Raw genomic sequence first — 26,148 nt, 5'->3', positions numbered from 1 at the left:
AACCTGATGTATTAACTAAGAGTCCTATTCAATTGTACGGGCTACTCGTTACGGCATCTTCTGAGCCTCAAGAGCATTCAACCCATAAGTCGCCAGCTTCGACACCCAAGATGTTGGGAGATCGTATTCCAGAGCAACCGTTGAAATAGCCTGTAGCTGCAAAGCCTTGTATCGTTCAGGGTTCTTCACCGCATACCAATGGTCGTGCTGAGTAATCCTGTCGAACTCTCTCAATGCAGGCAATGCGTTATCGCGCACAGCCTTAGCAAGACCATCCAGTAGCTCTGGATTCACCGTGTTCTGACCAATGATGTACATTCCACGTTTACGAATTGATGGGATTACTTCCTTGCTTATCCACTTACGAAACGGCTTAGCTTTCTTCTTGCGACTGCGCATGAGTCCTTCATATAGACCCGCCTCCGTCAGAACTGAAGTGCTTTGGTCACCCCGAACCGTACCATAAATAATGGTATCCTTTTCGTCATCATCTACTACACGAGTGAACTGCTCTGCATCCCGATAACCCAGAGCCTTTGCTACGTCTGTCGCTATGAACAAGACCTCGCCGTTCTCAGTTGTCGTTGTTCTTAGAGTACCGTATGTGTCACTTAGAAAAGGCATAATGCTGGTGGTTGTTTCTTTATAGTTTTCTTTAGAATTAGTCATTTTGTGGCGTTCTCATTAGGATAAACCCCTAGACGCCCCTAAGACGCCACGCCACATGGCATAAGCGCCTAGAGGTTCAATCTAATAAGGTCTTAGTGGAGTTAAATTTGATGCTCAAGGTACATAAACGGTGATGGAATAATTAGCTTTTGAGCCTCCACCAAGACACAAGATGTACCCTAAGTTTGATAGCTTTTTCAGGTAAGAACGGACAGTCTTGTCTGAGACATTTAACATCTCGCATACGTCTGATAAAGACACAATCATTCGATGTCTGTCTCCTTGGTTCTCCCTGAGCACTTGATAGCTGTAACGTAGACGCTGAGGGAGTGCTTGAGGGTCTAAATCTGGCTTACGAAGTGGAATGCGGAGGTGTTTAGCTAGCCTGCTCTGAATCTCACAGATCGCGTAGAAGTAGTTCTCAACGTGAGACTTACTCATTGGTTGCCCATAGATAGCAATCTGGCGAGCATTCAACGCTTCAGATAAAACCTTTTTGTCTTGGTTCCTTTCATTCTTCCAAAGACTGAACAAGTGAATTGACGGGACACTGTGCCTCCGAGCTGCATCTTTAAAGACCTGGCGGATATCGAAACACTCTCCAGAACTCACGTCGCATGCAAACTCTGGTAAATCGCGTAATTGATAACAGTGGCGAAGAGCATCATGCACTGACTTAAATTCCTTGATTGGTAATACGCTCTCATAGCTATATGGCGTAGATTGCCCCATCAACTCTCGCTGACGTTTTCGATAAGCGTATTCCTCTTTCTGCGTAAAACGCGAGCGGTCTATAGCCGTAAGTGAATAATTAGAGCACTGTCGTTTCTCGCTCAGTTCTGTAGACGCGATGTCGCCTACCATTTCAAGTTGCATGGCATAGTATTCATAGTCTTTCATTTGTGGCGTTCTCTAGGATTCGTAATGGTGACGAAGAGATACCTATCGGCTCACTTAGTCAGTTAGCTAGAAGAGTTCGTAGCGTTGGGTTGATTTTTTTTTATGGGTGAAAAAGAGACACTGTCACGATAAAGCAATCAACTTTTCACTAGTCGTTAGTGGGAATTGTTTGTCTTTCTCTTAAAGGGTGGGAGTAATAGCTCTTTGCAACAGAGTATTATCAATCATGAACTCAAACATTCTTCTTAAAGGGGTAACTTAGTGAAGTTTGTTAACAGTGAGCAAAAGTAAAATAGCCATAAACGCAGTATTTATTCATGCCGAAAAAAAGCGAGCCTCTTTGTGGGAGACCCGCTCTTATATGAACGCTGTGTAGCTACCAGTTCAACTTAATCTTCTTCCTCTTCTTCCTCATCATCAAAGTCGATGTCATAAGGGTACAGAACAACCTCATCTTCAGGGATTACAGGCTCACACGCTTCAAGCTCATCCTCATCAACAAAAGGTGTTGCCATGATGACATTCTTGAAGTTGTTATCTGTTATCCACTCCGAGTTCCATACCTGCTCGTGAGGGTCTGCATGTAAGCCAGACACAATGGAACAAAGCGTCTCACGGTACTGAATGTCGTCATTAATATGGTATGAAATACGCTGCAACCAGATATCTAAAATCCCAGTACCCAAGATCGGTTCGAACTTGTCTTTTACTAACTCTATCAGCTCAATCTTCTCGTCATCTTCTTCAACGAACCTTAGAACATTACTCAAGACCAACGCACAAGAAGCAAAGGTTCTTGGGTTATGGAGCATCATGTCTGCAATGATACTGACTATAGGACGGACATCTTCTTTCAGCTTCTTCATTCGCTCAAGGCGCTTGTTTATCTTCGCAAGGTATCTATCTAATTGACCCGAGTTCTTGTGCTTCCTAGAGAAAATAGCGAGCTTTAAGAGCGTCTTCTGGATAGTGGTAGCTGCCACTGTCTTACCAAACACCATCAAAGCCTCTTGTTTATCAGGCTTCATAGAGTTGAAGATGACGTCCTCAGATAAAGAAGTCTTAGACGCATTAAGCTGTAAACCAAGACCCTGTAGGATAACCGTAAGATGGCGAGCTATCGCCTCAGCGTCCTCCTTACTGTTCGTGAAGACACGGTAATCATCACGGTATCGAATGATGTGATAGTCGTCGATGCCCTCATCATCCAGCTTCTCTCCTAGCAATTCATCAGCATACCCAAGGACAATCTCCGCAATAAAGTCCATCAAAGCGGAGCCTTGAGGAATACCGTTAGTCTGACCCCAGCGCATCTGTCGTAGGGCATAATCTATACGGTTTCCAAGGTTGGCATTGACACCTCGTATAGGCTTAGCGACTTCTTTGGTGTGAATAGCCCAAGGAATCGAATGCGTGTAGATAGACGGATAAAAACTAGCAATATCAGTTGTGAAAAGGTACTTGAACTCAAGAGCCTTATTAATTGACTCTTGCTCTACATCTCGCCACCAACCATTTACTGTTTCAGCGGTATCAGAAGTGTCTTCATCGTCTGACTCCCTAGGTAGGCTGACACAAACAATCTTCTCATTACCTTGGAACTCATCGAACCTTTGTACCAACTGTTCCCATTCATCATCTTTTGTAATTTCATGGGTTAAGTGAGCGTATATAGCTGGATGGATTAACTCAAAGGGACGCCATGAGTAGTGACCGTCTTTGTTTGTCTGTAAGGTATAGTTGGCACCCTCAAAGTTACATGCGTCTTTGTAACCAATATCTTTGATGCCGTTTGGTTTTTGATTTAGGTCGGCACTTACAGCCTCTAGGAGTGGCTCGAAGTCGAAGTAGATTGGTAGTGGGAAGCTACAATAACTCTCGTGCTTAAGAAAAAAATCTTTAGCTTCTTCCGCTGTCATTTCTGTTACTAAAGTCATGATTCTGGTCTCGAACTTGAAAATACCGACACACTTTAATATTCATTCAGTAGCAATGTCTCATATTGCATTATCAAAACGAGTTAAAGCTCAAATATCTAGGCAATCAAGACATGAAAAGGCAGGGAATGAGAGCGAAGATAGACGCCCAGTAAAATAAGCGGGAACATAGGGTCAACATAAAGGCAGGCGTGTACAAGTCCTCACATACCAGAAAGCCCCACGATGTGAGGCTCAATGTATATCTAATTCGGCTAATCAGTTATCAAGCAGTCGATAGACTGTCGCTCGACCAACTCCCAGACGCTTTGCAATTGCTACCATGCTTAACCCCTCTCCTTTTAAACGCTCAACATCTTCGCGAGTAGCTGTCGTAGCTTTAGGGCGTCCTAAGTGTTTACCCTCAGCCTTGGCTGCTGCGATGCCTTCTCGCTGTCGTTCTCTAATAAGTTCTCGTTCCATCTGAGCAACACTCGCTAGAATGCCCAGAACGCCACGCTGAGCGGCTGTAAGCTCTCCGTCAAAGCGCATACCCTCTTTATGGAATACAATGCTTACGTTGCGTTCTGTGAGTTGTTCTACCAGTGTGACGGCGTCTCCAGCACCAGAACGGCAGACACGGTCAAGACTATGAATATGTAGAGTGTCTCCAGCTCGTAGGTACTCTAAGCAAGCCTGAAGTTCAGGACGCTCGACTGTCTTCGCTGATAACTTCTCTTCAAACACACGGTCAAGCTCTACTCCTTGAAGCTGTCGCGCAGTGTTTTGGTCTACAGTGGAAACACGGATATAACCTACGTTCTGCCCTCTGGAGCCATGTGTCTCAATACTCTTCTCGTCTAAAGAGTTAGAAGACTCCGCACTCTCCCACTCTTCCAGATACTTGCGAGCATGAGACGCACCACAACAGAAAGACTCTCCTGTCCATTCGTTTGTAGCAGTGAGTGAGCCAGTAGGTAGCTTCTCAAGTACAACCACTAGGTCATTGTCCAGAGTGATAGTTAATGGTGAGCCTGCTTTGATTTGGTTAGCGTTGAAGTATGCAGCCATGATGTGTGTCTCTTAATGTGTCTCATAATCTCTAAGAGCTTTTAGATTAACAGTGTCCGAAATTAAAAGTCAACCTTTTGAGACACAAAAAGACAGACCGATGAGACAGTCTCCAAAGGTGTACTTATGAGACACTGCCATTAAATAGAGGATGACATTGTGCTTTAGCCTTTGTTACACCAAGGGTGCTCGTTAAGTGAGTGCCCTTTGTAAATACTCAGGATAGGAATGATGTCCCCCTTAATCTAAACAATGGGCGTAAGCATTGGTTATATCCTTAAGATGCATAGGTAAGGCTAGGGGCTTAGTGATTTATAGGAAGACATACCCAGAAACGAGTAACATCAACGCTGTGTCTAGCCCAGTGTCAGGTTGTCTACCACCTCCCCGTCAACATTCTTCAATAAGCAAGCCCATCCCCCGCAAGTCGAGCATGGGTGTACCCCAAAGGGCGTATGGGGGAGATAGGGACGAAATCGTATATCTACATATTGCGCTTAAATTTTTAACAGTATTTTCATTTAGGGTCTTTGATATACCCAGAAAGTCGATGAGAAGACCAAAGGTGTTCAATTTTAAATACCCATTAGCAGTTCCTCTCGTAAAATCTGGAAGACTGTCATAACCAAAGACCTTTAGATTTCACAAGGAACAATGTTCGTTATCCGTAGCACAGCCACTAACGGTCAAATAACAAGCAAAACTTCCAAGAGACCCAAGCTATAAGAGACACCAACAAGTTCCTGCCCTGAGTTCGCCATTGAGTCCCTACTTTGAGTTAACACAAAATTCCTTACTGCAAGACTTCCTATTTCTTCTGTCTCCTTAAAGCAAATACTACTTAGAGCCGACTTAGTGTTAGACCTATGTACATAGGAGACACTAAGCTCTTACTGTATTGATTATCCTATAAGAAGAATAATCTTCTTCAGTTGAACATAGATAAGGAAGTCTTATTTGAACTCGAAGCAAGACACTGAAATAGTGAGGGTCTTCGAGCTGACTAAGAGTAAGAACTCAATGTGGGTGTCCCCTATATAGCTTGGGTCTCTTGGAACTTTTGCGCAAAGTTTAATCAGGAGGAAGGAACCCAGTGTGTGCGCCCTATATAGCTTGGGTTCCTTGGAACTTTCGGTCAATCTTTAAGCAATAAGCCTTAAGACAGCCTAGGTGTGATGAAAGGATAATGTCTTTTTAAGAGTAGAATTCTTCTAGGACTTTATCAGCCTCATTCTCCTTGTCTGCCAGTCTCTTCTGCTTGTACTTATCATGCTCTATCACGAACTCAGTGAATGCACCGTCTACCCACTCAAAGCTCTGCTCATAGCCCGAGACCACCTCAACACGCTTAGTCTCTCCGGTAGTCAACTTGATGTCGATAAAGCCTTGGAACTCTGCGTCTTGGAACTCAATGAGCTTCTGTGTCTCATAATAATCAGCTTGACCAAGAGTTATGCTTTCTAATCTTCTATTGAGAAGAGCATTCACTCGGTATCTGGAGTCTTCATCGTTACCAACGTCTTCCAGCACTTGCTGTATCTCGTCAATGTGGTCACGCATAGCTGAGAGCTTAATGTCCTCTGCGTGTATCTGAGACTCTAGCTGACATACAGACTCTTCAAGACCTGCCTTTCTCTGTTCTGCTGCATTAAGTCTCTCCGCCAGAGCTTTGCTGGTGGGTAGAAGTAGCAGAGCCTCTAGCGCATTCTCAGTTTCCCTAGACACCTGCTCAAGCTCAACCATAGCAAGACTTAACGCCTCCTCAAGGTGTTGCTTTGAAGTCTGAACATGTGTGGAGCTAGATGTCTCCCAGTCAAGTTGGCGTAACGCAAGCATTGTGATTGTTTCAGTCGCCTTATAGTGCCAATTCTTAGCCACACAATCCGAAGAGCGCAACTGAGAACAACGGAGGCTACGGTATGTCACCCCTTTAACTGTCGAGCTATTCAAAGCTAACCCAGAACCACAAGAACACTTCAGAAGACCCTTGAACAAGTTCACCATAGCACCGTTTGAATGACGTCCTTGCGATGTTGCCTTGCTTGACTTCAAGGTATGACACTGAGCATAGAGTTCTTTCGATATGATTGCAGGATAATAGTCCTGAACCTCACCTCCGTCAGGTACATCTCGTCCATTCTCACGCTTCAAAGGCTGCATGATGCCAATGACTGATTTCTTATTTAGAAGATTACGAACAGTCGTATGTGTCCAGCTCTTAGACTTACCCCAGTATGGGACTCCTAACTCATTCAGTCTTACAGCAATAGGCTTAAGGCTCATACCCTCTGCGTACCACGTAAAGACATCTCGGACGATTTGAGCTACGTCCTCGTTTATGATGAAGTGAGTTTTGTCATTTGACACGGTGAGCCATTCAGGACACTTTCGGGAGACGATGACACCTTGGCGCATCTTGTCTTTGTTCCTGCTCTTAGCATCACGAATGCGCTTGCTCTTCATCTCGGACTCATCATGAGCACGCTGAGCCGTCATAGCCCATACCATGAGGTCAACCATTTGGTTGTCGGAGTCTTTGGTGTAGAGTCGCTGGTCACTTAGCGTAAAGATGGAGACACCGAGGTCAATAAGTTCAAGCATTAACCTGATGGACTCATTAACTTCCTGTCTTGATAGGCGGTCTATATTTTCAACGATGAGAACAGAGTGAGGCTCAACACCCCCACTCTTAGCTAACTGGATAAACTCACTTAGAGCACCAGTGTGACGGTTAGAGCCTTTCCAAGCACTAACCCCTAAGTCACTGTAGTTCTTATCACTTAAAGTCCAACCACGGGCATCACAAACTGCTTGAATTGCTTCTTGCTGTCTGGTCGCACCGTAGCCTTTAAGCTGTTTCTCCGTTGACAGTCGCGTATAACTGTATGCTACTATCACATTCGGCCTCAGTCTGTTGTTTAGGGAATGCGATAGAGTACCTTGACTACATGCCAACCAAATTTGGTTTTCACTAAGTGAGGTACGAGTGTTTCTCCGGTAAAGCACACTTTATCGAACTGAGGCACCATTTGGCCCTTTTTGAACTCACCTAAGTCGCCGCCTTTTTTACCTGATGGGCAGGTTGAATACTTCTTAGCAAGAGTCTGAAATTTAGCACCTTTTTTCAGTTGCTTAATGATGTCTTCTGCCTGTTCTTTATGCTTCACTAAAATATGAAGCGCTGCTGCGGTTCTTGCCATGATCTTTCTCATTGTGTTGCGATGTGGTGATTTTAACTCAAGACTGACCATTCTTCACTTCATTAAGCTAAGCTAAGCCCAAAACAAGGGTAAAATTGATTAAGTCCCTTGCCGCAGTGCGTGATTCCCTTTACATTGCTTTTTATAAATAAAAAAACAACGACGAAATCAGGAGACAACAATGGCGAAAACGATCAGTAAGGCGAGCCAGTCTCAGGGGATGCTTATGTTTAAGCTATCTTTGACTCAGAGTTTTGCAATCGGCACGTTGAAAGTGAGAGAGATCGTTCCTTTTCAACCAATGACTCAGCTGCCCTACTCACACCACCATGTTATCGGGACTGTCACTATTCGTAATCTGACTGTTCCTGTCATTGATATGTCGGCTGCGGTAGGCTTTCGTCCAATTTCACCTCAAGAGTACCAAAGCTGTGTTTTGATCGTCACAGACTGCTTGAGAACCGTTGTTGCCTTCTTAGTCCGTTCTATTGATAAAATCATCGAGTGTGATTGGCGTAGTATCGAATCGCCGCCGTCAAGCGTTGGTCAAAATGTGTTTGTGACTGGTATTACACGCTATCAAGATCGCATCGTACAGATGCTGGATGTCGAACTACTGCTATCAAAAATCTACCCAGAATATGAGAACGCTCAGATCCCAATGTTGACAGACGTTGAACGTGAACGGCTCAAAGCGCTCAATATTCTTTTGGTTGATGATTCACTCATCGCCAGAAAACAGCTCTCTGATGCACTAGATAGCATCAATATTCCTTATAGCATCTGCAATAATGGTATGGACGCGCTGAAAATGATGCGTGAACAAGCGCAACGTGGGCACGCGATAGACCTTCTGGTAAGCGATATCGAGATGCCTGGACTCGATGGCTATGAACTTGCGTTTGAAGTGCAAAATGATGATTCGCTGCGCCACGCTTACTGTATCTTGCATACTTCACTGTCGAGTGAAATCTGTGTGGATAGAGCTCAGCAGGTAGGTGCACACGAAGCGCTAGAAAAGTTCAATGCAGGTGAACTGATCGAAGCGATGCTTAAAGGCGCAAAATCGTTAGAAAAGGCACCTAAAAAGCAGCAAATTACGATTTAACGGTGGAAATCAGCCCATCGCTATCCTGAGTTTTATTTCTTCGGCATTGTGTAGCTTTTACTCACAAATTCTACCTCTTCCACACCTTCGATGAAATTGGTTAGCGACGCTAAAGCATAAAGAGTATTGGCAACTAAGTTGGCGTATTTGAACAAGATATCAGCAGGTGATTTTTTGCCGCTGTGTTCGATCGCCACCAGCGCTCTGACCACTTTCTTTGCTTGGCAACGCGCTAAGTGCAACTCACTGGCAACTCGGCAACCTCCCGGCAATACAAACCCTGAGAAACCGCCCTCTAAACGCTCACGTATCGCATGATAGTCGACTTTAAGTTCACTCAACTCTAACTCAGTGATTGCCAGCTTTCCTCGAACCGAACCATTCAAGTGATAAACATTCGGCTGCAGGCGAGTTAATACGTCGCGAACCTGTGGTTCGAGATCCATGGTAAGAACTAAGCCTATGCGACAACAAAGCTCATCGGAAAGGATCTCAAAGTCGCACGCTGGACTCTCTTCGTAAATAAACGGATAACAGAACTCATCCCAATCTCGGCTTACTGGTTTCACTTAATGCTCCTAATAGGTATCTCGCGCACACTATTAGATAATACCTTGGCAAAAGCAAACATAAACCCAACCTTAGGCGCATAAAAAAGGCCCTCACCACAAGCGAGAGCCATTTACCAATCAAGCAAAAGTTCAGACTATTCGTTCGGTACTTTTTTGTGACCTTCTTGTAGGTGAACGAAGTCCACTAGATCATCGCCAGATACTTGGTATGCTTGACCAAAGCCTTTAACGAACAGGCCGTTTTCAGCTTTAAGGTTAAACAGTGAGAAATCTTGAAGTTGGCTTAGACCATCAATGATCTCCCCAAAACGGTCCTTCATTTGTGCGATAACTTGAGTCCAAAGTTCACTCTCACGCTCAACGACTGATGCCGTTGCATCAAACGTGAGACGCTTGCGCGCATAAAGCTGCTTTGAGCTCTCTTCGTCTTCAATCATCATCAAAGACACGTTCGGGTTCGCTTTTAGGTTACGGGCATGACGTGCAATATCAGAAATTAAAACAAAATAGCCCTCTTGGTTTTGAACGAACGGCGCATAGCTCACGTTTGGGCGACCTTCTTCATCAACAGTAGCCAGCTGTAGCGTACGACGCTCTTGACGAAACTCTTTGATCTCTGGACCTAAGCGGCCTTGAAGACGTTCTTGTTTTACTTGCTGTTCCATGGTGATTCCTTATTTACTTTCTCTAAATTATTATATTCTTAGCCAAGGAGAAACTCCGATGTCTCTTCTTGGCTCGCTCTAATCGTTGCTTATCTCAAGTCGCGAAACATGATAATTAGCCTCGCGCTTTCAACGCGTTGAAGCGTTCTACTTGGTCAGCAATAAGCTCACGTTTCTCATCACGGCCTAAGTAAATCTTAAAGATGTTTTCGCCAGTCTCGCTGAAGAAACCAAAGTAGTGACTCTCGCGCCCCATGAATGGTTTGCTCACCAACGCCACATGTTTAACGTTGTCTAGTTTAAGGTGACCATGAAGCTCGCCCTCTTTGCCCATTAGGTTGTAGTAACCACGAGCCACTTTACCTTTAGGGAAAGGCGCTTTAACTTCAAAGATTGAACCGAACGAGTGAACGATCGTCGTTACTGGGCCCCAACCAACAAGACCTTCAAGGATCTCTTGAGCACGAGAGCCGTCTAGCATCACAGACATATCGCCTGGGAGTGCAGCGACGACTTCTGCTTCTGTCACGTTCAGCTTTTCAGCAATAGCTGTAGGGAGTAGCTTGGGTTCTTCTTCGAGAATATGAGCGACGCTTTGCTCTAATGTTTCGATCATCTCTACCGTTGTATCTGTCATTGAATTCATTTCCATTATTAATTATGCGTGTTTCTTTACAGCATGAGGGTGATGAGCAGGACGCGACTGTCTTGCTTGTGGATTCGCTTCAAAGTAATCCACATTCAAAACTTGAATAACGCTTTGCACTAATGTCACAGCCCAAAAGCTGCCTGCAATGGTTAAAGTTAAGTAGTCTTCAGACAATTCGACCAGTCCGTTACTTTGCCAATGCGAAAATAGAGGCTTTAAATAATCAAACGTGTCTTGTCCCATGAAGGTCGCCAGTAGGCTTCTGCGTACAACTCCGGAATCAAAACCCGCTTTCAGTGAAGAGAAAATAGGTTCAAGTTCGCTTTGCTTGGTCATCATGGCGATTGGACGCTCACCACGCTTAACCGAGTCCATGTAAGTCTCTAGCGTTCGATGTTGCATGATGCCGTGACCACCAACATTACCACCGGCACCACAACCGACAGGCAGTACTTCGGCGTATGTCTTAGCTAAGCTGTTGTAGATACTGCGTTCACGATTGTCACGAGCCCAATGATTCACACTGAGTTTCTTAACTTTGTGTTTTTCCATAAACTCGACGCCAGCCAAATACATGCTTGCTTTATCAGGGGTTGTCGCAGGAGGCGGAATCTTACCTTTATCAACCAAGTTCAGCATTGGTGCATCACCACCCACGATCAGTTGGTATAGGTCAATACCGTGTGCGCCAGTCGATATGTAATCGTGCAAGTCTTGCTCAAACACATCCATGGTTTGGTGTGGCAAACCATAAAGTAAGTCGAGTACGATTGGGGCTTGCTCAGTTTTACTTAATGAGCTGATTCTCTCTAGAACCACTTCGCGATCATCTAGTCTTTTTGCGCTGCGACGGACTTTGGTATTGAAGCTTTGAATTCCAAAAGAGAATCGGTTAAAGCCACCCTCTAGCGCTCGGTCAAACATTTCATCACTGAAACGGTTAATTCTCCCTTCGAGAGTCATTTCCACATCGTTCGCTAATGGGAAATGCTCACGAATCGCTTTGCCCAACAGCTCAACTTGCATTGCAGACAAATCCGTCGGAGTGCCTCCACCAATGTAAACCGCATGGAAAAGGCCAGATTGAGCCCAAGGTGTTTTTGCTTTTTGCTTCAACTCAAAAAGCAAGGCTTCAAAATAATCGTCAACAAGTTTGCGGCTAGCAGCGTTCTGGAAAAAATTACAAAAAGTACAACGTACTCGGCAAAAAGGAATGTGGATATACAAACAACGTTTATCCTGTTTCTTTCCTTCTTTTAGCATCAATTCGTCGAACAAATTCAACTTCTTATCTTGAGCAATGGGAGTCGCACTTCCACCAGCGTGTGCCGAGTGCTTTTTTGCAAACGCAAAACGCAGCGAGGCTGGCGTTGAAACACCCAAAATAGATTGGTCAAATTTATAAATATCGAGAGTCATATAAATTACCTAAACGCTTACCGAGCCAAGCTTGGAAGACTATTCGCTAAAAACTGAGAGAATCATAAATAGCCTGAAATGATAATGCAATTGATAATTGATCTTATTTAGATTCTAAGCAATAATCGGTATTAGATTTTCGTTTAGGTGAAGGGTTAATTGTGAACGTTCCAAGGTATGTCATAGCAGGGGGAGCCTCATTGGTGATTCATGCTGCGTTGTTGTTTGTCGCGCAAGAATCAAAGGTATTTGCTATGCCAGCTGGCGCAGAATCTAAAACTGTTGCTCTTAACTTTAAGCCACAAACTCAACGGTCCGTGAAACGTGAAAAAACGGTCACCGAACCCGTTGAATCAGAAGTCACTCCTGAACCTGAAATAACAGAAACGCCTGTAGAACCCACACCACCTCCAGTAGCAGAACCGAAAAAGGTTCAGCCGAAAAAAGAAGCAATCACTAACAAGCCAAAACCTGAGCCAAAAAAAGATCTCGTCAAAAAGCCTGAACCTAAACCGCCAGTTGAAAAACAGGTAAAGAAAAAACCTGTACAGAAAAAGCCCATAGAAAAAAAAGTGGTAGAAAAGAAACCTGAGCCGGTTAAGCCACAACCTGACAAGAAAATCGCCGAAAAAAAAGTCGAACGTAGCGAACAGAATAAAGCGCAGCCGCAGCCCGTAAACCAAGGTGTAACGAATGTAGAGCCAATATTAATCACTAAACCAAGTTTCAGTGCTCGACCGGTGCCGCCTAAATACCCAAGACAAGCGAGACGCCGTGGCGTTGAAGGGGTTGCGACTTATGAGATTTGGCTTGATGAAGACGGCAAGCAAGTTAAGCAAGCGTTAGTGAACTCTTCAGGTGCGCTACTTCTCGATAAGGCCGCACTCGACGCAATCAAAAAATGGCAATTTTCACCACACACCGTAAATGGTCGAGCAATCGCTCACCGTGTACAAGTACCTGTTCGTTTTAAGTTGGACTAAGACATGCAACAAATCAGTTATTTACAAGAGCAATTAGGCCTAATGACGTGGCCATTGCTTATCTGCTCAGCGCTTACTGCAATGATCATCGTTGAGCGTATTTTCCAAGTGATGTTAAGTATCGGTGTTGGACGTCGCGCTATTCGTAAGGAGCTTCACCAGATCTCTCCAACCGACACTCATCAAATTGAAACACTCGCTGTAAATTTGTCCAATAAGCGCCCACTGCTCTATAAAGGTGTTTCGATGGTGCTGGCTCATCACTCTTTTTCTAAGGGGTTACGTGAAGACGCTGCGGGGATCTGGCTTCAAGAGAAACGCCACCAGCTACATGCGGGGTTACGACTACTGGGGTTGATCGGCGTTATCAGCCCACTGATCGGCCTACTGGGTACGGTTCTTGGTTTAATCGAGATGTTTAAAGGCGTTGCTGCCACAACAGGCAGTATCACACCCAATGATCTAGCCGATGGACTTGGTCTTGCAATGCGCACCACCGCGGCAGGCTTGATCATCGCTCTTCCTGCGATTTCAGGTGCACAACTGCTAGGTCTATGGGCCGACAGAGTATTGGCTAAATTGGAGCACACTCTGAACTACGTCAACGTGTGGCTAGAGGGTATGTCGATGCAACCAACCACGACTCAAGTTACCGCATCACAGCAGACCGCTACAACGGAAGGTGCGCGCTAGTCATGATCAAAGTCTCTCAGAATCACAATGCATCAAGCTTAACGCCTGATCTGACACCTCTTTTGGACATCATCTTTATCGTAATGGTGTTCTTGCTTCTTACTGCTTCCGTGAAGTTGGAGTCATTGGACGTTGAGTTACCGAGTAATGACAGCAGCAATGTGTCTGAGGTGCACAAAGACTCGATCAGCGTAAACCTGCTTAACCGCGAACCCTACTGGGCAATCAACGGCAAAGAGTACATTGATTGGGAGAACTTTAAGTTGGCGCTACTTGAAGAAGTCGGTTCTGGTGATAGCAAAAAGCCAATCATCATTGGTGCGGACAAAACCGCGGATGTGCAGAACCTCGTTAAGTTGCTCTCCTTCCTACAGGACAACGGTATCCCTGCAACGCAACTGCTGACTGAAGGCGAATAAGCAGCCGACGTTAAACGGAAAGCTTCAAAGGCGTGGGCACCAATCTACGCCTTGTAAACATTTCAAATCATGTCGGCCAAATATGCGGACCGACAAAAACAGACAATAAGAATAGAATTATGAATACAATTAAAGAGCTCAATCACAATCACTCAGTCAAAAAGCCGCTTAAGAAGGGGCTACTTTCGATGGCAGCGCTTTTAGGTTTCTCTCTCGCGACTCATTCAGCGATTGCAGCCGACGATGCGCACCAACAACGTATTATCAGTGCCGGTAGTGCTGTCACGGAACTTGTATTAGCTCTTGGCGCCGACGATCAACTGGTCGCAATTGATGTTACTAGCCGTTTCCCGCAATCAGACAAACTTCCTAAAATTGGCTACCACCGTAATCTATCAGCAGAAGGGCTTATTGCTCTGCAACCGACCACTCTGATCGGCTCTGATGAAATGGGTCCAGATACGGCAATTTCTCAACTCAAATCAGCAGGTGTTGCTGTTGAAATCGTTAACACAGAAGCAAGCGTAGATGGTCTACTTAAGCGTATCGACCAAATCGCAAAGATCACTCACACGCAAGAGAACGCGACAGCGGTCAAAGAAGAAGTAAGTAAGAAGATCGCTGCGCTTAAAGCGAACCAAGTTCCTCAAAACGAAGCTAAGAAAGTTCTGTTTCTATTGATTCACGAAGGTCGACCAGCCAATGTTGCTGGCAGTGAGACCACTCCAAACGCGATCATCGAGCTTGCGGGTGGTATTAACCCAGCGGCTGAAAGCTTAACGTCTTATAAACCACTATCTATGGAATCTATGGTTGAGATGCAACCAGACGTTATTCTTGTCAGTGGCCGTAGCTACCAAAAAATGGGCGGAGCAGACGCTATTTTGAATTCATTACCAATGCTAGCGGCTACGCCAGCGGGTATGAATAAGCAGATCATCACCGTCAACGGTAGCGCACTAGTTGGTGGTCTTGGCTTAGCAAGTCTTGCCGAAGCAAAACGTTTAAACGCACGTATTTATCCACAATAACTGATTGTGCGTTTAGTTTAAGGCTCTCATTATGCTGTTAAGAACCATACCTTTAAAAACATCAATGGTAGGCTTTGGTATCGCCCTAGTCTTCATTGCTCTGTTTTCGATTACTGTTGGACCAATGAACATTAGCTTGAGCGACAGTGCGGCAAGCTTGTTTAATCCAAACAATGAACTCGCGCCTCACATCAATCTGGTGATCCAAGAAATTCGATTGCCACGAACCATTCTGTGCATGGTGATTGGTGCCATATTGGCGCTATGTGGCGCAGTGATGCAGGGGCTGTTTCGAAATCCACTCGCAGAGCCGGGAATCATTGGCGTTTCCGCAGGAGCGGCATTAGGGGCAGCATTGGCTATCGTTATGTTCTCTGAGTTGAGCCTTAACTACCCAGGTTTCATGAACTTTGCAGCAGTACCAGTGTTCGCCTTTCTTGGCGGCGCATTAACGACACTCTTGGTTTATAAGCTAGGTACAGGTAAGTTCGGAACTTCCGTGACCATCATGCTGCTGGCAGGTGTGGCGATCAGTGCCCTTTCCGGTGCTGGTATTGGCTTTTTAAACTTCCTAGCTGACGATCAAATGCTTAGAGATCTCTCATTATGGTCAATGGGTTCATTGGCAGGCGCTAAATGGTCTGGGATTGTATTGGCTCTTATGACCTTGGTTGTGCTGTTTATCTTGTTCTATCGCCAAGCGATGTCGCTAAACGCACTTCTCCTTGGTGAGTCAGAAGCGCAACATTTGGGTATTCCCGTTCAGAAACTAAAACGCCAGTTGATCTTACTAACAGCTGCAGGTGTGGGTATTACCGTTAGTCTCTCAGGCATGATTGGATTCATTGGCTTAGTGATTCCTCATCTTGGTCGCATGCTTGCAGGTCCTGACCACCGTGTACTGCTCCCTCTATCTGCAGTCCTAGGCGCACTATTGCTGACAGCCGCTGATATGTTCTCGCGTGTGGTACTGGCACCAGCCGAGCTGCCGGTAGGGATCGTAACGGCCATTATCGGCGCACCGTTTTTCCTATATCTACTATTTCAACAAAAAGGGAGGATTCTGTAATGCACTCCCCAGCCATCAAAGCCAGCGAGATCCATGTAAAGTTTGGTAGTAAAGTAATTCTCGATAATGTATCCATTGAGATTGAAGCGGGAAAAGTGACAACACTTCTTGGCCCTAATGGTGCTGGAAAAAGCACCTTGCTCAAAGCATTGTGCCAAGAAATCGAAAGCCAAGGTCACATCGAGTACTTTGGCCAAGAGAGAGCCCTTTGGTCACCGAGCACGCTAGCGAAACATGTGGCAATGCTCCCACAACACAGTACGCTCACTTTCCCATTCCTTGCAAACGAGGTCGTAGAACTTGGCGGTATTCCATTGCAAGAATCTAACCGAGCAGTGACTAAAATCGCACAAGAAAAGATGAATACGGCAGACGTGTCTCACCTAGCTGATCGTCTCTACCCATCACTGTCTGGTGGTGAGAAGCAGCGCGTGCATTTAGCGAGGGTGTTGACTCAACTGCATCACTCAGGTGTTCAGACTGTATTGATGCTGGACGAGCCCACCTCGGCACTCGATCTCGCTCATCAACACAACACATTGAAAGTTGCGCGCAAAATGGCAGACGAACAAAACGCAGCGGTGATTGTGGTGTTACACGACTTAAACCTAGCCGCGCAGTATTCGGATCGTTTATTAGTGCTGAAAGATGGGCAATTAGTGTGTGATGGGCCCCCCTGGGACGCACTAACACCTGAGATGGTTGAAGAGGTCTATGGTTATCGAAGTATTATTGAAAAGCACCCTACGATGAACTTCCCTCAAGTCCACCCTGCTGGCTAAAAACACGAAGAGCACCCAAAAGGTGCTCTTTTTAGTTTCTAAAGGCTTAAAACGTCATTCACGTGCATTTAAGCTATTGTTCAGTTCAACAATAGATATTGTTACTGTAGATTTCGATAATCCCGAATGATTACTTGTAACAAATTCAATCGTCCGCCTCGTTGCTTCTGGAACCACGGTGAGAGCCAAATAACGATGGGTTTCAAAAGCAGCAAGCATAAAAAAGCTCCTTAAGAGGAGCTTTATTTCGGTGGACTATTTGCTCATTTGAATGAGAGACTTACCAATTAACCACTCTAGTTCTTTGCCGCTTGTTTCGCCAAACTGAGTTTCAGTCAGTTTGTACAGGCGGTCAATACCGTTTGCAGCGAACTCATGTGCGCTCTCAGAAGTAACGATGTGGTGGAACAGCAGACGTAAGATTGCTAAGAACTCAGCATCTTCCAAGGCTTTGATCCAGCTTTTAGAAAAAGCATCTAGACCATTTTCAAAATCGATATGTTCCATGAACATTTTGAATATACGACCATCAAGCGCTGCCGTAAAATCTGTCTTCTTTGGAAAGTGGTGGCTAATACCAGTACGAGAAACACCCGTTTGTTGACTCAACGTCGTGTAGGACATCTTGTCATAACCCAGTCTCAATAACTGGTCAACTACGGCATCCATAATTTTCTGGATAGTGATTTCTGTATCTTCTTTACTACGCTTTGGCATATTCAGGCTCTTCTTTTTGTAAATCCATCTAACTCATCAAATGAAGTCAGAATGAAAATCATTATCAGCATTCTGCAAGCAAGGGGCTTATCATGAGTACTTACACCTAAAAGCACGAAAGCACTCTATACAACTAGTTTTATATCATTGCGTCTTTGCGCACTTTATTAACTAGTCTTCGTAACCCACCTTACCGTTCTAAAGCAGTGTGTAAAAATAACTGCTTAGAATATGAAATACGAAACAATAAATTCATTATATAAATAACTATCAAGCGATAGATACTCTTATAAAATCATTCAGGGTGCAACTAACTGAATGATGTTCTGACAAATTAATGACACTAATTTTCAGAAAAATATGAGATTGATCACACCCATATTCACATTTATAAAACGTCATGCTCATTGACTTCCTTTACAAACAACATAGCATACCAATGCGATATAGGCCAAAGGATTTAATTTTTGTAGATACAGATCAAATTGCTCGGTAAAATAACCTCAAATTTTGTAAGAGGATTAGTTATGAACCAAGATGTTGGCACTAATGATGTGTGCGAAGCTTGCGGTTGTGCAGGTGAAATGGGCTTCATCATTAAAGAAGGCGACGATGTAGCAGAAGTTGTGATCTACGGTAACTCGAAAGACGCGATGGAAGCAGAGCTAACTAAGTACATTGATTTGGCTAAACAAGTTTCAAGCAGCGTTGAGTTTGAATCAACAGAGCTAACAGAAGAAACTAGCGAACTGCGTACTCGTTTCAAGTTTGAAGTGAGCGCAGAGAAAATTATCTTTGAACTGAAAACACGTTCAATTGCGCGATAATAACGCACTCTACTCTAGTGATTAAGACGAGCCTATTGCTCGTCTTTTTTTTCAAGCGTTTTCCATGATAGTGCGCCATTTGTCTCAAAGTCATTCTGTTTAGTACATTGAATGACAACACCGGAAATTTCCAGAACGGCCCCAAGACTATAGGTCTTGTCATCGTAATAGCAGACCCTTGGGTGCGTATTCTTTTGTGAAACAATCACTGCCTTTTTTGCGGGCACTGAAATAATATTATCGGCGTAAACGTTTGTATTCATCCCAAATAGACCCGATATTACTGTCAAAGATATGACTTGAATTGCATTTAATCTTTTCACTTATATTTCGCTCTCTGTTTAATTGGCTAAATTTAACAATTATCGGCAATATTTCTGGGCTCGTATTCAATTTCCGATATAGTAAGCGCAACTCTGTTAGAAGATCGCCATTATGCTCAGAATTGTCACATTGCTTGCGTGTTTACTCACCATACCAAATAGTATCTCCCAACCTCTCGATCACTATCAAATATTGAATCATCTCGACAATTACGGAAATCTGTACCTGCGTAACAAACCTTACACCGAGCTACCAGCAGGGTTAGTTGTCAAAGGTAATTTAAATATAGAGAAAACCTCAATCAAACAACTGCCGAAAGAACTAGAAATTGGCGGCAGTCTGAAAGCAGCGAATAGCTTGCTCAGAAGTGTGCCTACAGGAACCTCTATCAAAGGTTACGCTAACTTGCTAGGAAGTCAGATCCAGAGTTGGCCAAAGGGTGTCAAAGTTGGCGGCTTTATCAACTTCACCGATACTCCTCTGACAAAACTACCGAATGGTTTTCGTGTTAAGGGTGACTTGAGTTTGATTCGGACCCCTCTAACCGAACTGCCAAACGGCATCGTGGTTGAGGGAAATCTCTATATTGGTGGTTCTTCGATTACACAGTTTCCAGACGTGATGACGGTGAATGGCAATATCTATCTTGGTGGTAATACCATAAACAAATGGCCAACGACGTTGAATCTAGGTGGCGCGGTAGCGCGCTAGTCACATTGGAGCTTGAGACTTTGCCATGTAAGGCGATCAAAAAAGGAGCATCACGCTCCTTTTTAGTTTTGCCCTTGGCCGTCAAACTCTTAGGCTGAACTTAACCGACGTTCTTTACTGGGTTAGCATAGCTATCAATTAGGTACTGATGCGCACCTTGAGGAATGCTGGATAGTTTTTCTTCAAACTCACGCTTCACTGCTTCTGTAATGCTGTCGTCTTCTTTGCCTGCTGCAAGAAGATTGACAGGGAACAGTTTATAATTCTCGTGAATTTGACGGTCAATCTCTTCCGCCAATGCTTCTGGCGTCTCAAAATCTTGGTCGATCACAGAGCCAAAGCCAACGTGCACATGGCCTTTATTGCCCACAATACCTTGAATGATGCTTTCGATATCTTCAAATTCACCTTTCTCGTATGAGCCATTAACGTCCTTTTCAAACAGCTCTAGTGCTTTTGCCGTATCACAAGGGTCATTTTCATAAGAGATCGCAACCGGTACAATCTTCAATGATTTCACATATTCAGCGAAAGTAACTTTCTGTTTACGACCTTCGACATGGAACATCTTTAGGATTGCTGGATCAGTAAAGTCGTTACCATCTTTTGCACGCCCCTCTTTCTGCGCAATCCAGATAGAGTTGCCCGTATCTAGAGAGTGCTTGATATAAGAAGAGAGTTGGCCAAGCGCTTTCATCATCTCACGCGGGCCTTTTAAAGAGCGCTTAACAATAAAGCTTTTGTTTAAACGCATAAGCTCAGTTGCACATGGCTTCTTAAGCAGATTATCACCAATCGCAATACGGCATGTATTGTGGTTTTGCTGATGCAGTGCATAGTTCACCAAAGCCGGATCCATAGCAATATCACGGTGATTAGAGACAAACAGGTAAGACTGATTTTGTTCTAACGCTTCAAGCCCTGTGTAAGTCACACCTTTAGTTGTGTTCGCTAAGGTATCACGAAGGTATTTCTTCACTTCGATCTGGATCGCTTCAACGCTCTGTAACTTACTCCACTTCATTTTTAAGTAAACACGCAAGATTGGGCTCATGATCGCTTGGAACCAAGCTGCGTGGTTAGAAAAACGATAGTTTAAGATCGCGCTGATGAACTCTTCATCATTAATTAAGCGATCAAGTGCCGCAGGAATTTCGTCGTCATTATAAGGACGGATATCAATATATGGATCGGTCTGAGAAGTCATTTTTCACTACATCTAATAAAAAGCTGGCTCATTCTACGCATTGTTTTGCTTTCTCGCAGCTACAGAACCCATACTTTTGACAAGGTCTGACCAGAAACATGAGTTTTGCCAGCATTATTGTTGGCATCTGAGAAAATTAACGGTAACCTAAGCGGTCGCAAAACTAAGGACCTTCTATGAACTTCGCTATCGAATACACATCGGCTCACTACTCCCACCTAGAAATAACTCCTAGAAAAAAAGCGGTAAAACATAGCCTTGTATACGTTGAAAGTGGATTAGTTTTAATTAAGGTCGGTAAGCAGGAACACGCAATTGAGCCAGACCAAAGCATTTGGATCCCGTTTGATTGTTTGACTTCACTCACCTACTTTCCGAATACGCAAATCGCCCGTGTCGACTTTTCTGTACGCCTGACCGATGCGTTCCCTAAACAAGCGGGCTACGTTAACCAAACACCACTTTCACAAGCTCTATTAGATAAGTTAGCGACCTTAGCATTTAAAAACAAAGACACCAATAATACGTCTTCAACATGTAAAGAGCTGTTAGCAGTAGTTAAGCAGGAAGTGTTGACCTTTAAACCATTGCTGTGTGAAAGCGAATTATCGCAACGCTTCAACCGTTGGAACATTGAAGACTCACCACTATCTCAAGAGCAAACCTTAGTGATGGTGATGCGTGAAGCGAAAAAACGTATGCAATCTGGTCAGAAGAAAGAAAAGGTAATTGATGAGTTGTTCTCGGGTCAAACGGAAGAGTTCGAGCAACTATGTATGTTGGTGTTTGGCGATACGCTATAAGCTGACATCAGTTAGCCCAAACAACGAAAAAGCCGCGAACTGTCCAACTTTATGTGGTAACTCAGTGTCGCGGCTTTTTTAATTCGGCGTGTTTTTCGAGGTTTATTTGCTAGAGACAGATTTTCTAGAATCTTGGTTACAGGGATGGACTCGACTAAAACGGAAACTCAATCTGCATCATCATGTCGGCTTCTCTTGCATCATGCCAACGATAATCAAATCGCATACGCGGTTCGCCTACTGACTTCTCACCAAACCCGATGCTCAGTTGCAAACCGTGATTTAAAAGCCACTCTTCTGTGGTCATGTCGTACTTTTTGTCTTCGAGATCTTCTGGAAACCACATGCCCAACCCAACATAGTTCGAGCTAATACTTTGAGTGATGATGGGTGAATCTTTAGTTTGCAGTACCCAATCAGTCCAGTAGTCGTTTGAAGATGCTTCTGTTTCATCATTAAACCCACTCAGGAGCAGCATTGTTTGGCTGAAGGTTTCGAGGCTATCCGAAAAATCGAGGCACGTTGTTTGGTCATCCGAGTCGAACATTATTGAGTCTAAGCTAAATAGGTCACACTCAGCATGCGCATGCAAGCTGAAAGTAACGACGAAGCTAGTCGTTAAAAGTGCTCTTTTTAGCATAGTGCTCTGACCTCTTAGAGTGAAGAATTACATTGTCTTATACAGCCCACCGTCTTGCAAGATATTTGTAACTGACTTTGTACTCAAATTTGTAAAATCGTCACCATTTATAATCGCATTACGGATATCGGTACTACGAACCTTAACTTTTTCTGGGCAAGCCATCACAGACCAACGCTCAGTTATCTCGTCAGACTTATAAAAAGACGAGAACTTAAAAAAGTTATCTGGCCCGATGACAAAAGTTATATCGGCCGTTGGATGACATTCTTGAAGCTTTTTTAACACTGCATACGTCGTGACACTCTCACCCGGGGTATACAAACTTTGCTCTACTAAAGATAGTTCAACTTGCTCAATAGCCAAGTCATTGATAAATGCCTCAACAAGCTGACATCGAATATCATAGTCCAGCATAGCTTTCCCCCACGCGTGAGCAATGCTCGGAACAAGTAAGATTCGGTCGAAGTGCACCAAAGACTCAATGACACTTTTATGCCCTAAACTTGGTGGGTTAAATGCACTACCAAAAACCGCTATTTTTTCCATCGCTTGTCGCTGCCTTCTTTTATCTCACTGTGTAAAGAGGTTTTTATCTCTCTTGATTTCGGTATGATAACACTAGATTTCAATTTGCTTGCAGGAAAGGAATACTAATGGAACAGTTAATTCGTGATGAAATGCGCGTTCTACCATCAATTGACGCTCAATTTGAAGTGGATCGTCGTGTCGAGTTCATCAAAAACAAATTACAACAATCAGGATGTAAGTCTCTTGTACTGGGTATCAGTGGTGGCGTTGATTCAACAACATGTGGCCGACTCGCTCAGCTAGCAGTAGACAGTCTTAACGAATCAAGCAACAGCAACGATTACCAGTTTATCGCCGTTCGCCTGCCTTACGGTGAGCAAAAAGACGAAGATGAAGCACAGCTTGCGCTCTCTTTCATCCAACCATCTCAATCTGTATCAGTAAACATTAAAGCGGGCGTTGATGGCCTGCATGCCGCGTCTCATGTTGCGCTTGAAGGCACAGGTCTTCTTCCTACTGATTCAGCTAAGATTGATTTCGTCAAAGGCAACGTAAAAGCTCGTGCTCGTATGATCGCTCAATACGAAATCGCAGGTTACGTTGGTGGCTTAGTTATCGGTACTGACCACTCGGCAGAAAACATCACTGGTTTCTACACAAAGCACGGTGACGGCGCATGTGATCTTGCACCACTGTTTGGTCTAAGCAAACGTCAAGTTCGTGAGCTGGCGGCAACACTAGGCGCACCAGAACTTTTGGTGAAAAAGGTCCCTACAGCTGACCTTGAAGAACTGGATCCTCAAAAAGCAGACGAAGATGCACTGAACCTGACTTACGACCAGATCGATGACTTCCTAGAAGGCAAAGAAGTGTCTAAAGAGGTCTCTGATCGTCTAGTAAGCATCTATCAAGCGACGCAGCACAAACGTCAACCGATCCCGACGATCTACGACTAAGCTCAAATTGGTCACGCCGTATTTTGCGTGCCTAATTAGCTCAAAACTCGCAAAGCAAAAGGCCGACGGTGAAGTTCACCGTCGGCCTTTTCATTATGTTTTATCACTAGGGCCTATTGATACCAATCGTAGTAAATAACTGCTCACCCTAGCTTGTTAAAATGCTCGATAACTGCGTTAGAATTTTTGATTGTAGAATAACTACTTATCGAAAAATGCTGCCTTGTTCTCAAGCCTTTTTCCTGCGCTATTTTTGATCACTTACTTACTGTGATTGGTATGACCAATTAGCAATTAAGCCACAACCTAGTCGACTACTTCGATGTCGGTTTGTGGTACGCAGCAACATGCCAATACTTGCCCCATATTACGCTCATGATCTTGCAGCGCTGGAACATCAGGTTGATGCACTTGCCCAGATTCTAGAGTCACCTTACATGCTCCACAGAATCCAGCTCGGCAGCTTGAGGCAATGGAAACACCCGCCGCTTCCGCTTGGTCAAGCAAAGTACCTTGGTTGTTGCCCTCAAACAGATAACCATTAACGCTTAACTGCAGAGTTTTCACCACTTCTTCCGTTGCGTGGTTAACACCAAACGCTTCTTGATGGTAATGCTGTGGATTTAAACCCATTTGAATCAGCATCTTTTTAGCATTGTCCATAAAGCCATCTGGGCCACAAACAAATGCTTGGCGTCGATGCAGGTCATCGATCTTCGCGATATGAGAAACGCTCAAACGCCCTGACAAACCTTGCCAACCTTTAGCTGGCTGACTTAGCGAATAGATCACCTTTAGGCCTGGGTGCTTATCCGCAATTTCCTGAATCTCTTGTTGATAAGGGATATCCAACTCGCTGCTGCACTGATGATAGAACACCACGTCTTCTACTTGGTTGTGGTCGGCAAGATAACGCAGCATTGAAAGCATAGGCGTTACACCGCTACCTGCAGAAAGCAGCAGCAACGGATGATTGGGATTCTCTTCCAGATAGAAAGCACCATCTGGATTTTGCGCGACCAACGTATCGCCGACTTGAAAATGATCATTAAGCCAATTTGAGATTCGGCCATCATTGACACGTTTTACCGAGATTGCAAGGCGACCGACGCGTGATGGGCTCGAAGACAGCGTATAACGACGAGATATCTTTTCGCCATCGATGGTCATCTCAATCGGTAGGTGCTGACCCGGCTGATAGCTAGGTAGAACTTTGTCGCCTTTGGCAGGCTCTAACCAAAACGTTGTAAAGTCGCGCGCGATCTCTTCACGCTCGACACAGGTAAGATGCAACGACTCGACCCACGTATCTTCATACTGCTCTTTAGGTTTGGTTTCTAGCACTTCAATCTGATCGCCTTCCTTAATCACACCTTCGTTTTTCGCTACAAGATTCTGGCCAAAGAAAACACCACCAGTTTCATCTGCGCGGAATTGAGAGAAGGTATTCAGTGGCTCTTTTGAAGGGCGGAACTCACCTTTATCTACATCAACCGTGGTTAAAATACAGCGCTGACACGGTTTCACCGCTTCAAACTCGACTTCGCCGATTCGAATGCGCTTCCAACCATCTTCACCAAATGCTTCGGTATTCGAGACGACTAAGTTGGTACGAAATTGATCCATAGTATGCAGCTCTGGGCTACGACGGTTTAGCTCGGCCAACGACGCTTCGCTGATAATCAGAAGTGGATAACCATCAGCAAAGCTCACGTTATGTCCGAGCTTCTCACGCACACGGTTAGACTGTTCACCAGTAAACAGTAACTCGACACGTTGTCCAAGCACGTCACTGAACCAATCATCTGCGGCATCATTGGTGGTGTATGCGGTGAAGCTATCCTTCCAAACCGTCGCTGGTGTTTCCTGCATCTTGAACTCGCTATATTTCACACGCAGTGCAGGCTTACCTTCACAGGTGAAAATCAAGCCATCCGGTTGCAAGCTAGAAGACACTTTCACCATTTGCGGATACTTACGAGCCGTTACCATTGAGCCATCCGCGAGCGCCAACATAAAGCGTCGGTCAAAACTCAAACCTTGTTTTTCTACCCATGCACTTGATAGCGAGATCCCGCCAACTGATTTAACAGGATAAACATTCACCTGAGAGAGATAAGGACTTTGAGCTTCCGGGGACTTTGACATAACGACTCCAATGTTATTAGATTTTTAACAATGCTAACAAAAGCGCCCTGTTTTAGGAACTCACTCACGCTAAACACTTGATACTCAGCTATTATATTGAGAAGTGATCAAAATACGCTTTTCCCCCTCAACTGTTTC

At 44.4% G+C, this 26,148-nt stretch carries 28 protein-coding genes; 11 read left to right on the top strand and 17 right to left on the bottom strand.

Annotation, left to right across the window (positions count from 1 at the left end; translation table 11 throughout):
• Nucleotides 1–48: 48 nt before the first annotated feature.
• From AC6I7V_RS18385 to ppiC, 6 genes are all read right to left on the bottom strand, one after another.
• The gene (locus AC6I7V_RS18385; protein ID WP_498011831.1) at nt 49–669 is read right to left on the bottom strand and encodes a BRO-N domain-containing protein; all 621 of its coding nucleotides are present in this window, start codon (nt 667–669) and stop codon (nt 49–51) included.
• A 114-nt stretch (nt 670–783) separates the two neighbouring features.
• Nucleotides 784–1,569, bottom strand: a complete 786-nt coding sequence (locus AC6I7V_RS18380; RefSeq protein ID WP_137283079.1) for a DeoR family transcriptional regulator — start codon at nt 1,567–1,569, stop codon at nt 784–786.
• A gap of 389 nt (nt 1,570–1,958) precedes the next feature.
• Nucleotides 1,959–3,506 carry an RNA-directed DNA polymerase gene (locus AC6I7V_RS18375; protein ID WP_258665396.1) on the bottom strand — a complete coding sequence of 516 codons (1,548 nt, stop codon included), beginning with the start codon at nt 3,504–3,506 and terminating at the stop codon, nt 1,959–1,961.
• A gap of 258 nt (nt 3,507–3,764) precedes the next feature.
• The gene (locus AC6I7V_RS18370) at nt 3,765–4,334 is read right to left on the bottom strand and encodes a recombinase family protein (protein WP_498012372.1); all 570 of its coding nucleotides are present in this window, start codon (nt 4,332–4,334) and stop codon (nt 3,765–3,767) included.
• 1,416 nt (nt 4,335–5,750) lie between these two features.
• Nucleotides 5,751–7,454 carry a recombinase family protein gene (locus AC6I7V_RS18365; protein WP_498011830.1) on the bottom strand — a complete coding sequence of 568 codons (1,704 nt, stop codon included), beginning with the start codon at nt 7,452–7,454 and terminating at the stop codon, nt 5,751–5,753.
• A gap of 20 nt (nt 7,455–7,474) precedes the next feature.
• Nucleotides 7,475–7,756, bottom strand: coding sequence for a peptidylprolyl isomerase PpiC (gene ppiC, locus AC6I7V_RS18360; RefSeq protein ID WP_498011829.1), 282 nt, complete (start codon nt 7,754–7,756; stop codon nt 7,475–7,477).
• Nucleotides 7,757–7,937: 181 nt separating this feature from the next.
• On the opposite strand from ppiC, the gene AC6I7V_RS18355 reads away from it, so the two are divergent.
• Nucleotides 7,938–8,864, top strand: a complete 927-nt coding sequence (locus AC6I7V_RS18355; RefSeq protein WP_498011828.1) for a chemotaxis protein — start codon at nt 7,938–7,940, stop codon at nt 8,862–8,864.
• Nucleotides 8,865–8,896: 32 nt separating this feature from the next.
• On the opposite strand, the gene AC6I7V_RS18350 is transcribed toward AC6I7V_RS18355, so the two are convergent.
• The 4 genes from AC6I7V_RS18350 to hutW form a co-directional block, all read right to left on the bottom strand.
• Complete coding sequence (locus AC6I7V_RS18350) at nt 8,897–9,433, bottom strand: cobalamin adenosyltransferase family protein (protein WP_498011827.1); 537 nt, start codon at nt 9,431–9,433, stop codon at nt 8,897–8,899.
• A gap of 137 nt (nt 9,434–9,570) precedes the next feature.
• Complete coding sequence (hutZ, locus tag AC6I7V_RS18345) at nt 9,571–10,101, bottom strand: heme utilization protein HutZ (RefSeq protein WP_498011826.1); 531 nt, start codon at nt 10,099–10,101, stop codon at nt 9,571–9,573.
• 115 nt (nt 10,102–10,216) lie between these two features.
• Nucleotides 10,217–10,738, bottom strand: a complete 522-nt coding sequence (hutX, locus tag AC6I7V_RS18340) for a heme utilization cystosolic carrier protein HutX (protein WP_498011825.1) — start codon at nt 10,736–10,738, stop codon at nt 10,217–10,219.
• Between the two features lie 21 nt (nt 10,739–10,759).
• On the bottom strand, nt 10,760–12,169 hold the full coding sequence (gene hutW / locus AC6I7V_RS18335) for a heme anaerobic degradation radical SAM methyltransferase ChuW/HutW (RefSeq protein WP_498011824.1): 1,410 nt from the start codon (nt 12,167–12,169) through the stop codon (nt 10,760–10,762).
• 161 nt (nt 12,170–12,330) lie between these two features.
• Between hutW and AC6I7V_RS18330 the strand changes: the two genes are divergently transcribed.
• The 6 genes from AC6I7V_RS18330 (at nt 12,331) to AC6I7V_RS18305 (ending at nt 17,146) form a co-directional block, all read left to right on the top strand.
• Nucleotides 12,331–13,152 (top strand): energy transducer TonB, encoded by an 822-nt coding sequence (locus tag AC6I7V_RS18330; protein ID WP_498011823.1) that lies wholly within the window; start codon nt 12,331–12,333, stop codon nt 13,150–13,152.
• 3 nt (nt 13,153–13,155) lie between these two features.
• On the top strand, nt 13,156–13,845 hold the full coding sequence (locus tag AC6I7V_RS18325; protein WP_498011822.1) for a MotA/TolQ/ExbB proton channel family protein: 690 nt from the start codon (nt 13,156–13,158) through the stop codon (nt 13,843–13,845).
• Nucleotides 13,846–13,847: 2 nt separating this feature from the next.
• Nucleotides 13,848–14,264 (top strand): ExbD/TolR family protein, encoded by a 417-nt coding sequence (locus AC6I7V_RS18320; protein ID WP_408692845.1) that lies wholly within the window; start codon nt 13,848–13,850, stop codon nt 14,262–14,264.
• A gap of 188 nt (nt 14,265–14,452) precedes the next feature.
• Nucleotides 14,453–15,295, top strand: a complete 843-nt coding sequence (locus AC6I7V_RS18315) for a heme/hemin ABC transporter substrate-binding protein (RefSeq protein WP_498012371.1) — start codon at nt 14,453–14,455, stop codon at nt 15,293–15,295.
• A 31-nt stretch (nt 15,296–15,326) separates the two neighbouring features.
• A complete protein-coding gene (locus AC6I7V_RS18310; protein ID WP_498011821.1) occupies nt 15,327–16,364 on the top strand; it encodes a FecCD family ABC transporter permease in 1,038 nt (345 codons plus the stop codon).
• The gene (locus AC6I7V_RS18305; protein ID WP_498011820.1) at nt 16,364–17,146 is read left to right on the top strand and encodes a heme ABC transporter ATP-binding protein; all 783 of its coding nucleotides are present in this window, start codon (nt 16,364–16,366) and stop codon (nt 17,144–17,146) included. The genes AC6I7V_RS18310 and AC6I7V_RS18305 overlap by 1 nt, the downstream gene beginning before the upstream one ends.
• Before the next feature lie 54 nt (nt 17,147–17,200).
• Here AC6I7V_RS18305 and AC6I7V_RS18300 read toward each other — a convergent pair whose 3' ends face one another.
• Together AC6I7V_RS18300 and AC6I7V_RS18295 are read right to left on the bottom strand one after the other, a co-directional pair.
• Nucleotides 17,201–17,365, bottom strand: coding sequence for a hypothetical protein (locus tag AC6I7V_RS18300; RefSeq protein WP_498011819.1), 165 nt, complete (start codon nt 17,363–17,365; stop codon nt 17,201–17,203).
• A 36-nt stretch (nt 17,366–17,401) separates the two neighbouring features.
• Nucleotides 17,402–17,863: a TetR/AcrR family transcriptional regulator gene (locus tag AC6I7V_RS18295; RefSeq protein WP_255232100.1), complete on the bottom strand. Its 462-nt coding sequence runs from the start codon at nt 17,861–17,863 to the stop codon at nt 17,402–17,404.
• A 527-nt stretch (nt 17,864–18,390) separates the two neighbouring features.
• Between AC6I7V_RS18295 and AC6I7V_RS18290 the strand changes: the two genes are divergently transcribed.
• Entirely contained in the window at nt 18,391–18,690 is a 300-nt protein-coding gene (locus tag AC6I7V_RS18290) for a YfcZ/YiiS family protein (RefSeq protein ID WP_498011818.1), read from the top strand.
• Nucleotides 18,691–18,722: 32 nt separating this feature from the next.
• Here the strand turns inward: AC6I7V_RS18290 and AC6I7V_RS18285 are convergent, their stop codons facing one another.
• Nucleotides 18,723–18,953, bottom strand: coding sequence for a DUF1496 domain-containing protein (locus AC6I7V_RS18285; RefSeq protein ID WP_498012370.1), 231 nt, complete (start codon nt 18,951–18,953; stop codon nt 18,723–18,725).
• Between the two features lie 172 nt (nt 18,954–19,125).
• Here AC6I7V_RS18285 and AC6I7V_RS18280 point away from each other — a divergent pair, with 172 nt between their 5' ends.
• Entirely contained in the window at nt 19,126–19,725 is a 600-nt protein-coding gene (locus tag AC6I7V_RS18280; protein ID WP_498011817.1) for a hypothetical protein, read from the top strand.
• 100 nt (nt 19,726–19,825) lie between these two features.
• On the opposite strand, the gene AC6I7V_RS18275 is transcribed toward AC6I7V_RS18280, so the two are convergent.
• Nucleotides 19,826–20,932 (bottom strand): 1-acyl-sn-glycerol-3-phosphate acyltransferase, encoded by a 1,107-nt coding sequence (locus AC6I7V_RS18275; RefSeq protein WP_255232104.1) that lies wholly within the window; start codon nt 20,930–20,932, stop codon nt 19,826–19,828.
• A gap of 176 nt (nt 20,933–21,108) precedes the next feature.
• On the opposite strand from AC6I7V_RS18275, the gene AC6I7V_RS18270 reads away from it, so the two are divergent.
• Nucleotides 21,109–21,735, top strand: coding sequence for an AraC family transcriptional regulator (locus tag AC6I7V_RS18270; RefSeq protein ID WP_498011816.1), 627 nt, complete (start codon nt 21,109–21,111; stop codon nt 21,733–21,735).
• A 154-nt stretch (nt 21,736–21,889) separates the two neighbouring features.
• Here the strand turns inward: AC6I7V_RS18270 and AC6I7V_RS18265 are convergent, their stop codons facing one another.
• On the bottom strand, nt 21,890–22,375 hold the full coding sequence (locus tag AC6I7V_RS18265; protein ID WP_255232106.1) for a hypothetical protein: 486 nt from the start codon (nt 22,373–22,375) through the stop codon (nt 21,890–21,892).
• 27 nt (nt 22,376–22,402) lie between these two features.
• Nucleotides 22,403–22,924 (bottom strand): nicotinate-nicotinamide nucleotide adenylyltransferase, encoded by a 522-nt coding sequence (locus tag AC6I7V_RS18260; RefSeq protein WP_255232107.1) that lies wholly within the window; start codon nt 22,922–22,924, stop codon nt 22,403–22,405.
• Nucleotides 22,925–23,031: 107 nt separating this feature from the next.
• Between AC6I7V_RS18260 and nadE the strand changes: the two genes are divergently transcribed.
• Nucleotides 23,032–23,862, top strand: coding sequence for an NAD(+) synthase (gene nadE, locus AC6I7V_RS18255; RefSeq protein WP_255232108.1), 831 nt, complete (start codon nt 23,032–23,034; stop codon nt 23,860–23,862).
• A gap of 306 nt (nt 23,863–24,168) precedes the next feature.
• Here the strand turns inward: nadE and AC6I7V_RS18250 are convergent, their stop codons facing one another.
• Entirely contained in the window at nt 24,169–26,010 is a 1,842-nt protein-coding gene (locus tag AC6I7V_RS18250; RefSeq protein ID WP_498011815.1) for an MOSC N-terminal beta barrel domain-containing protein, read from the bottom strand.
• Nucleotides 26,011–26,148: the final 138 nt, after the last annotated feature.

This window comes from Vibrio sp. KUL70 (assembly GCF_059725515.1).
This window is presented reverse-complemented; position numbering and strand designations above follow the sequence as displayed.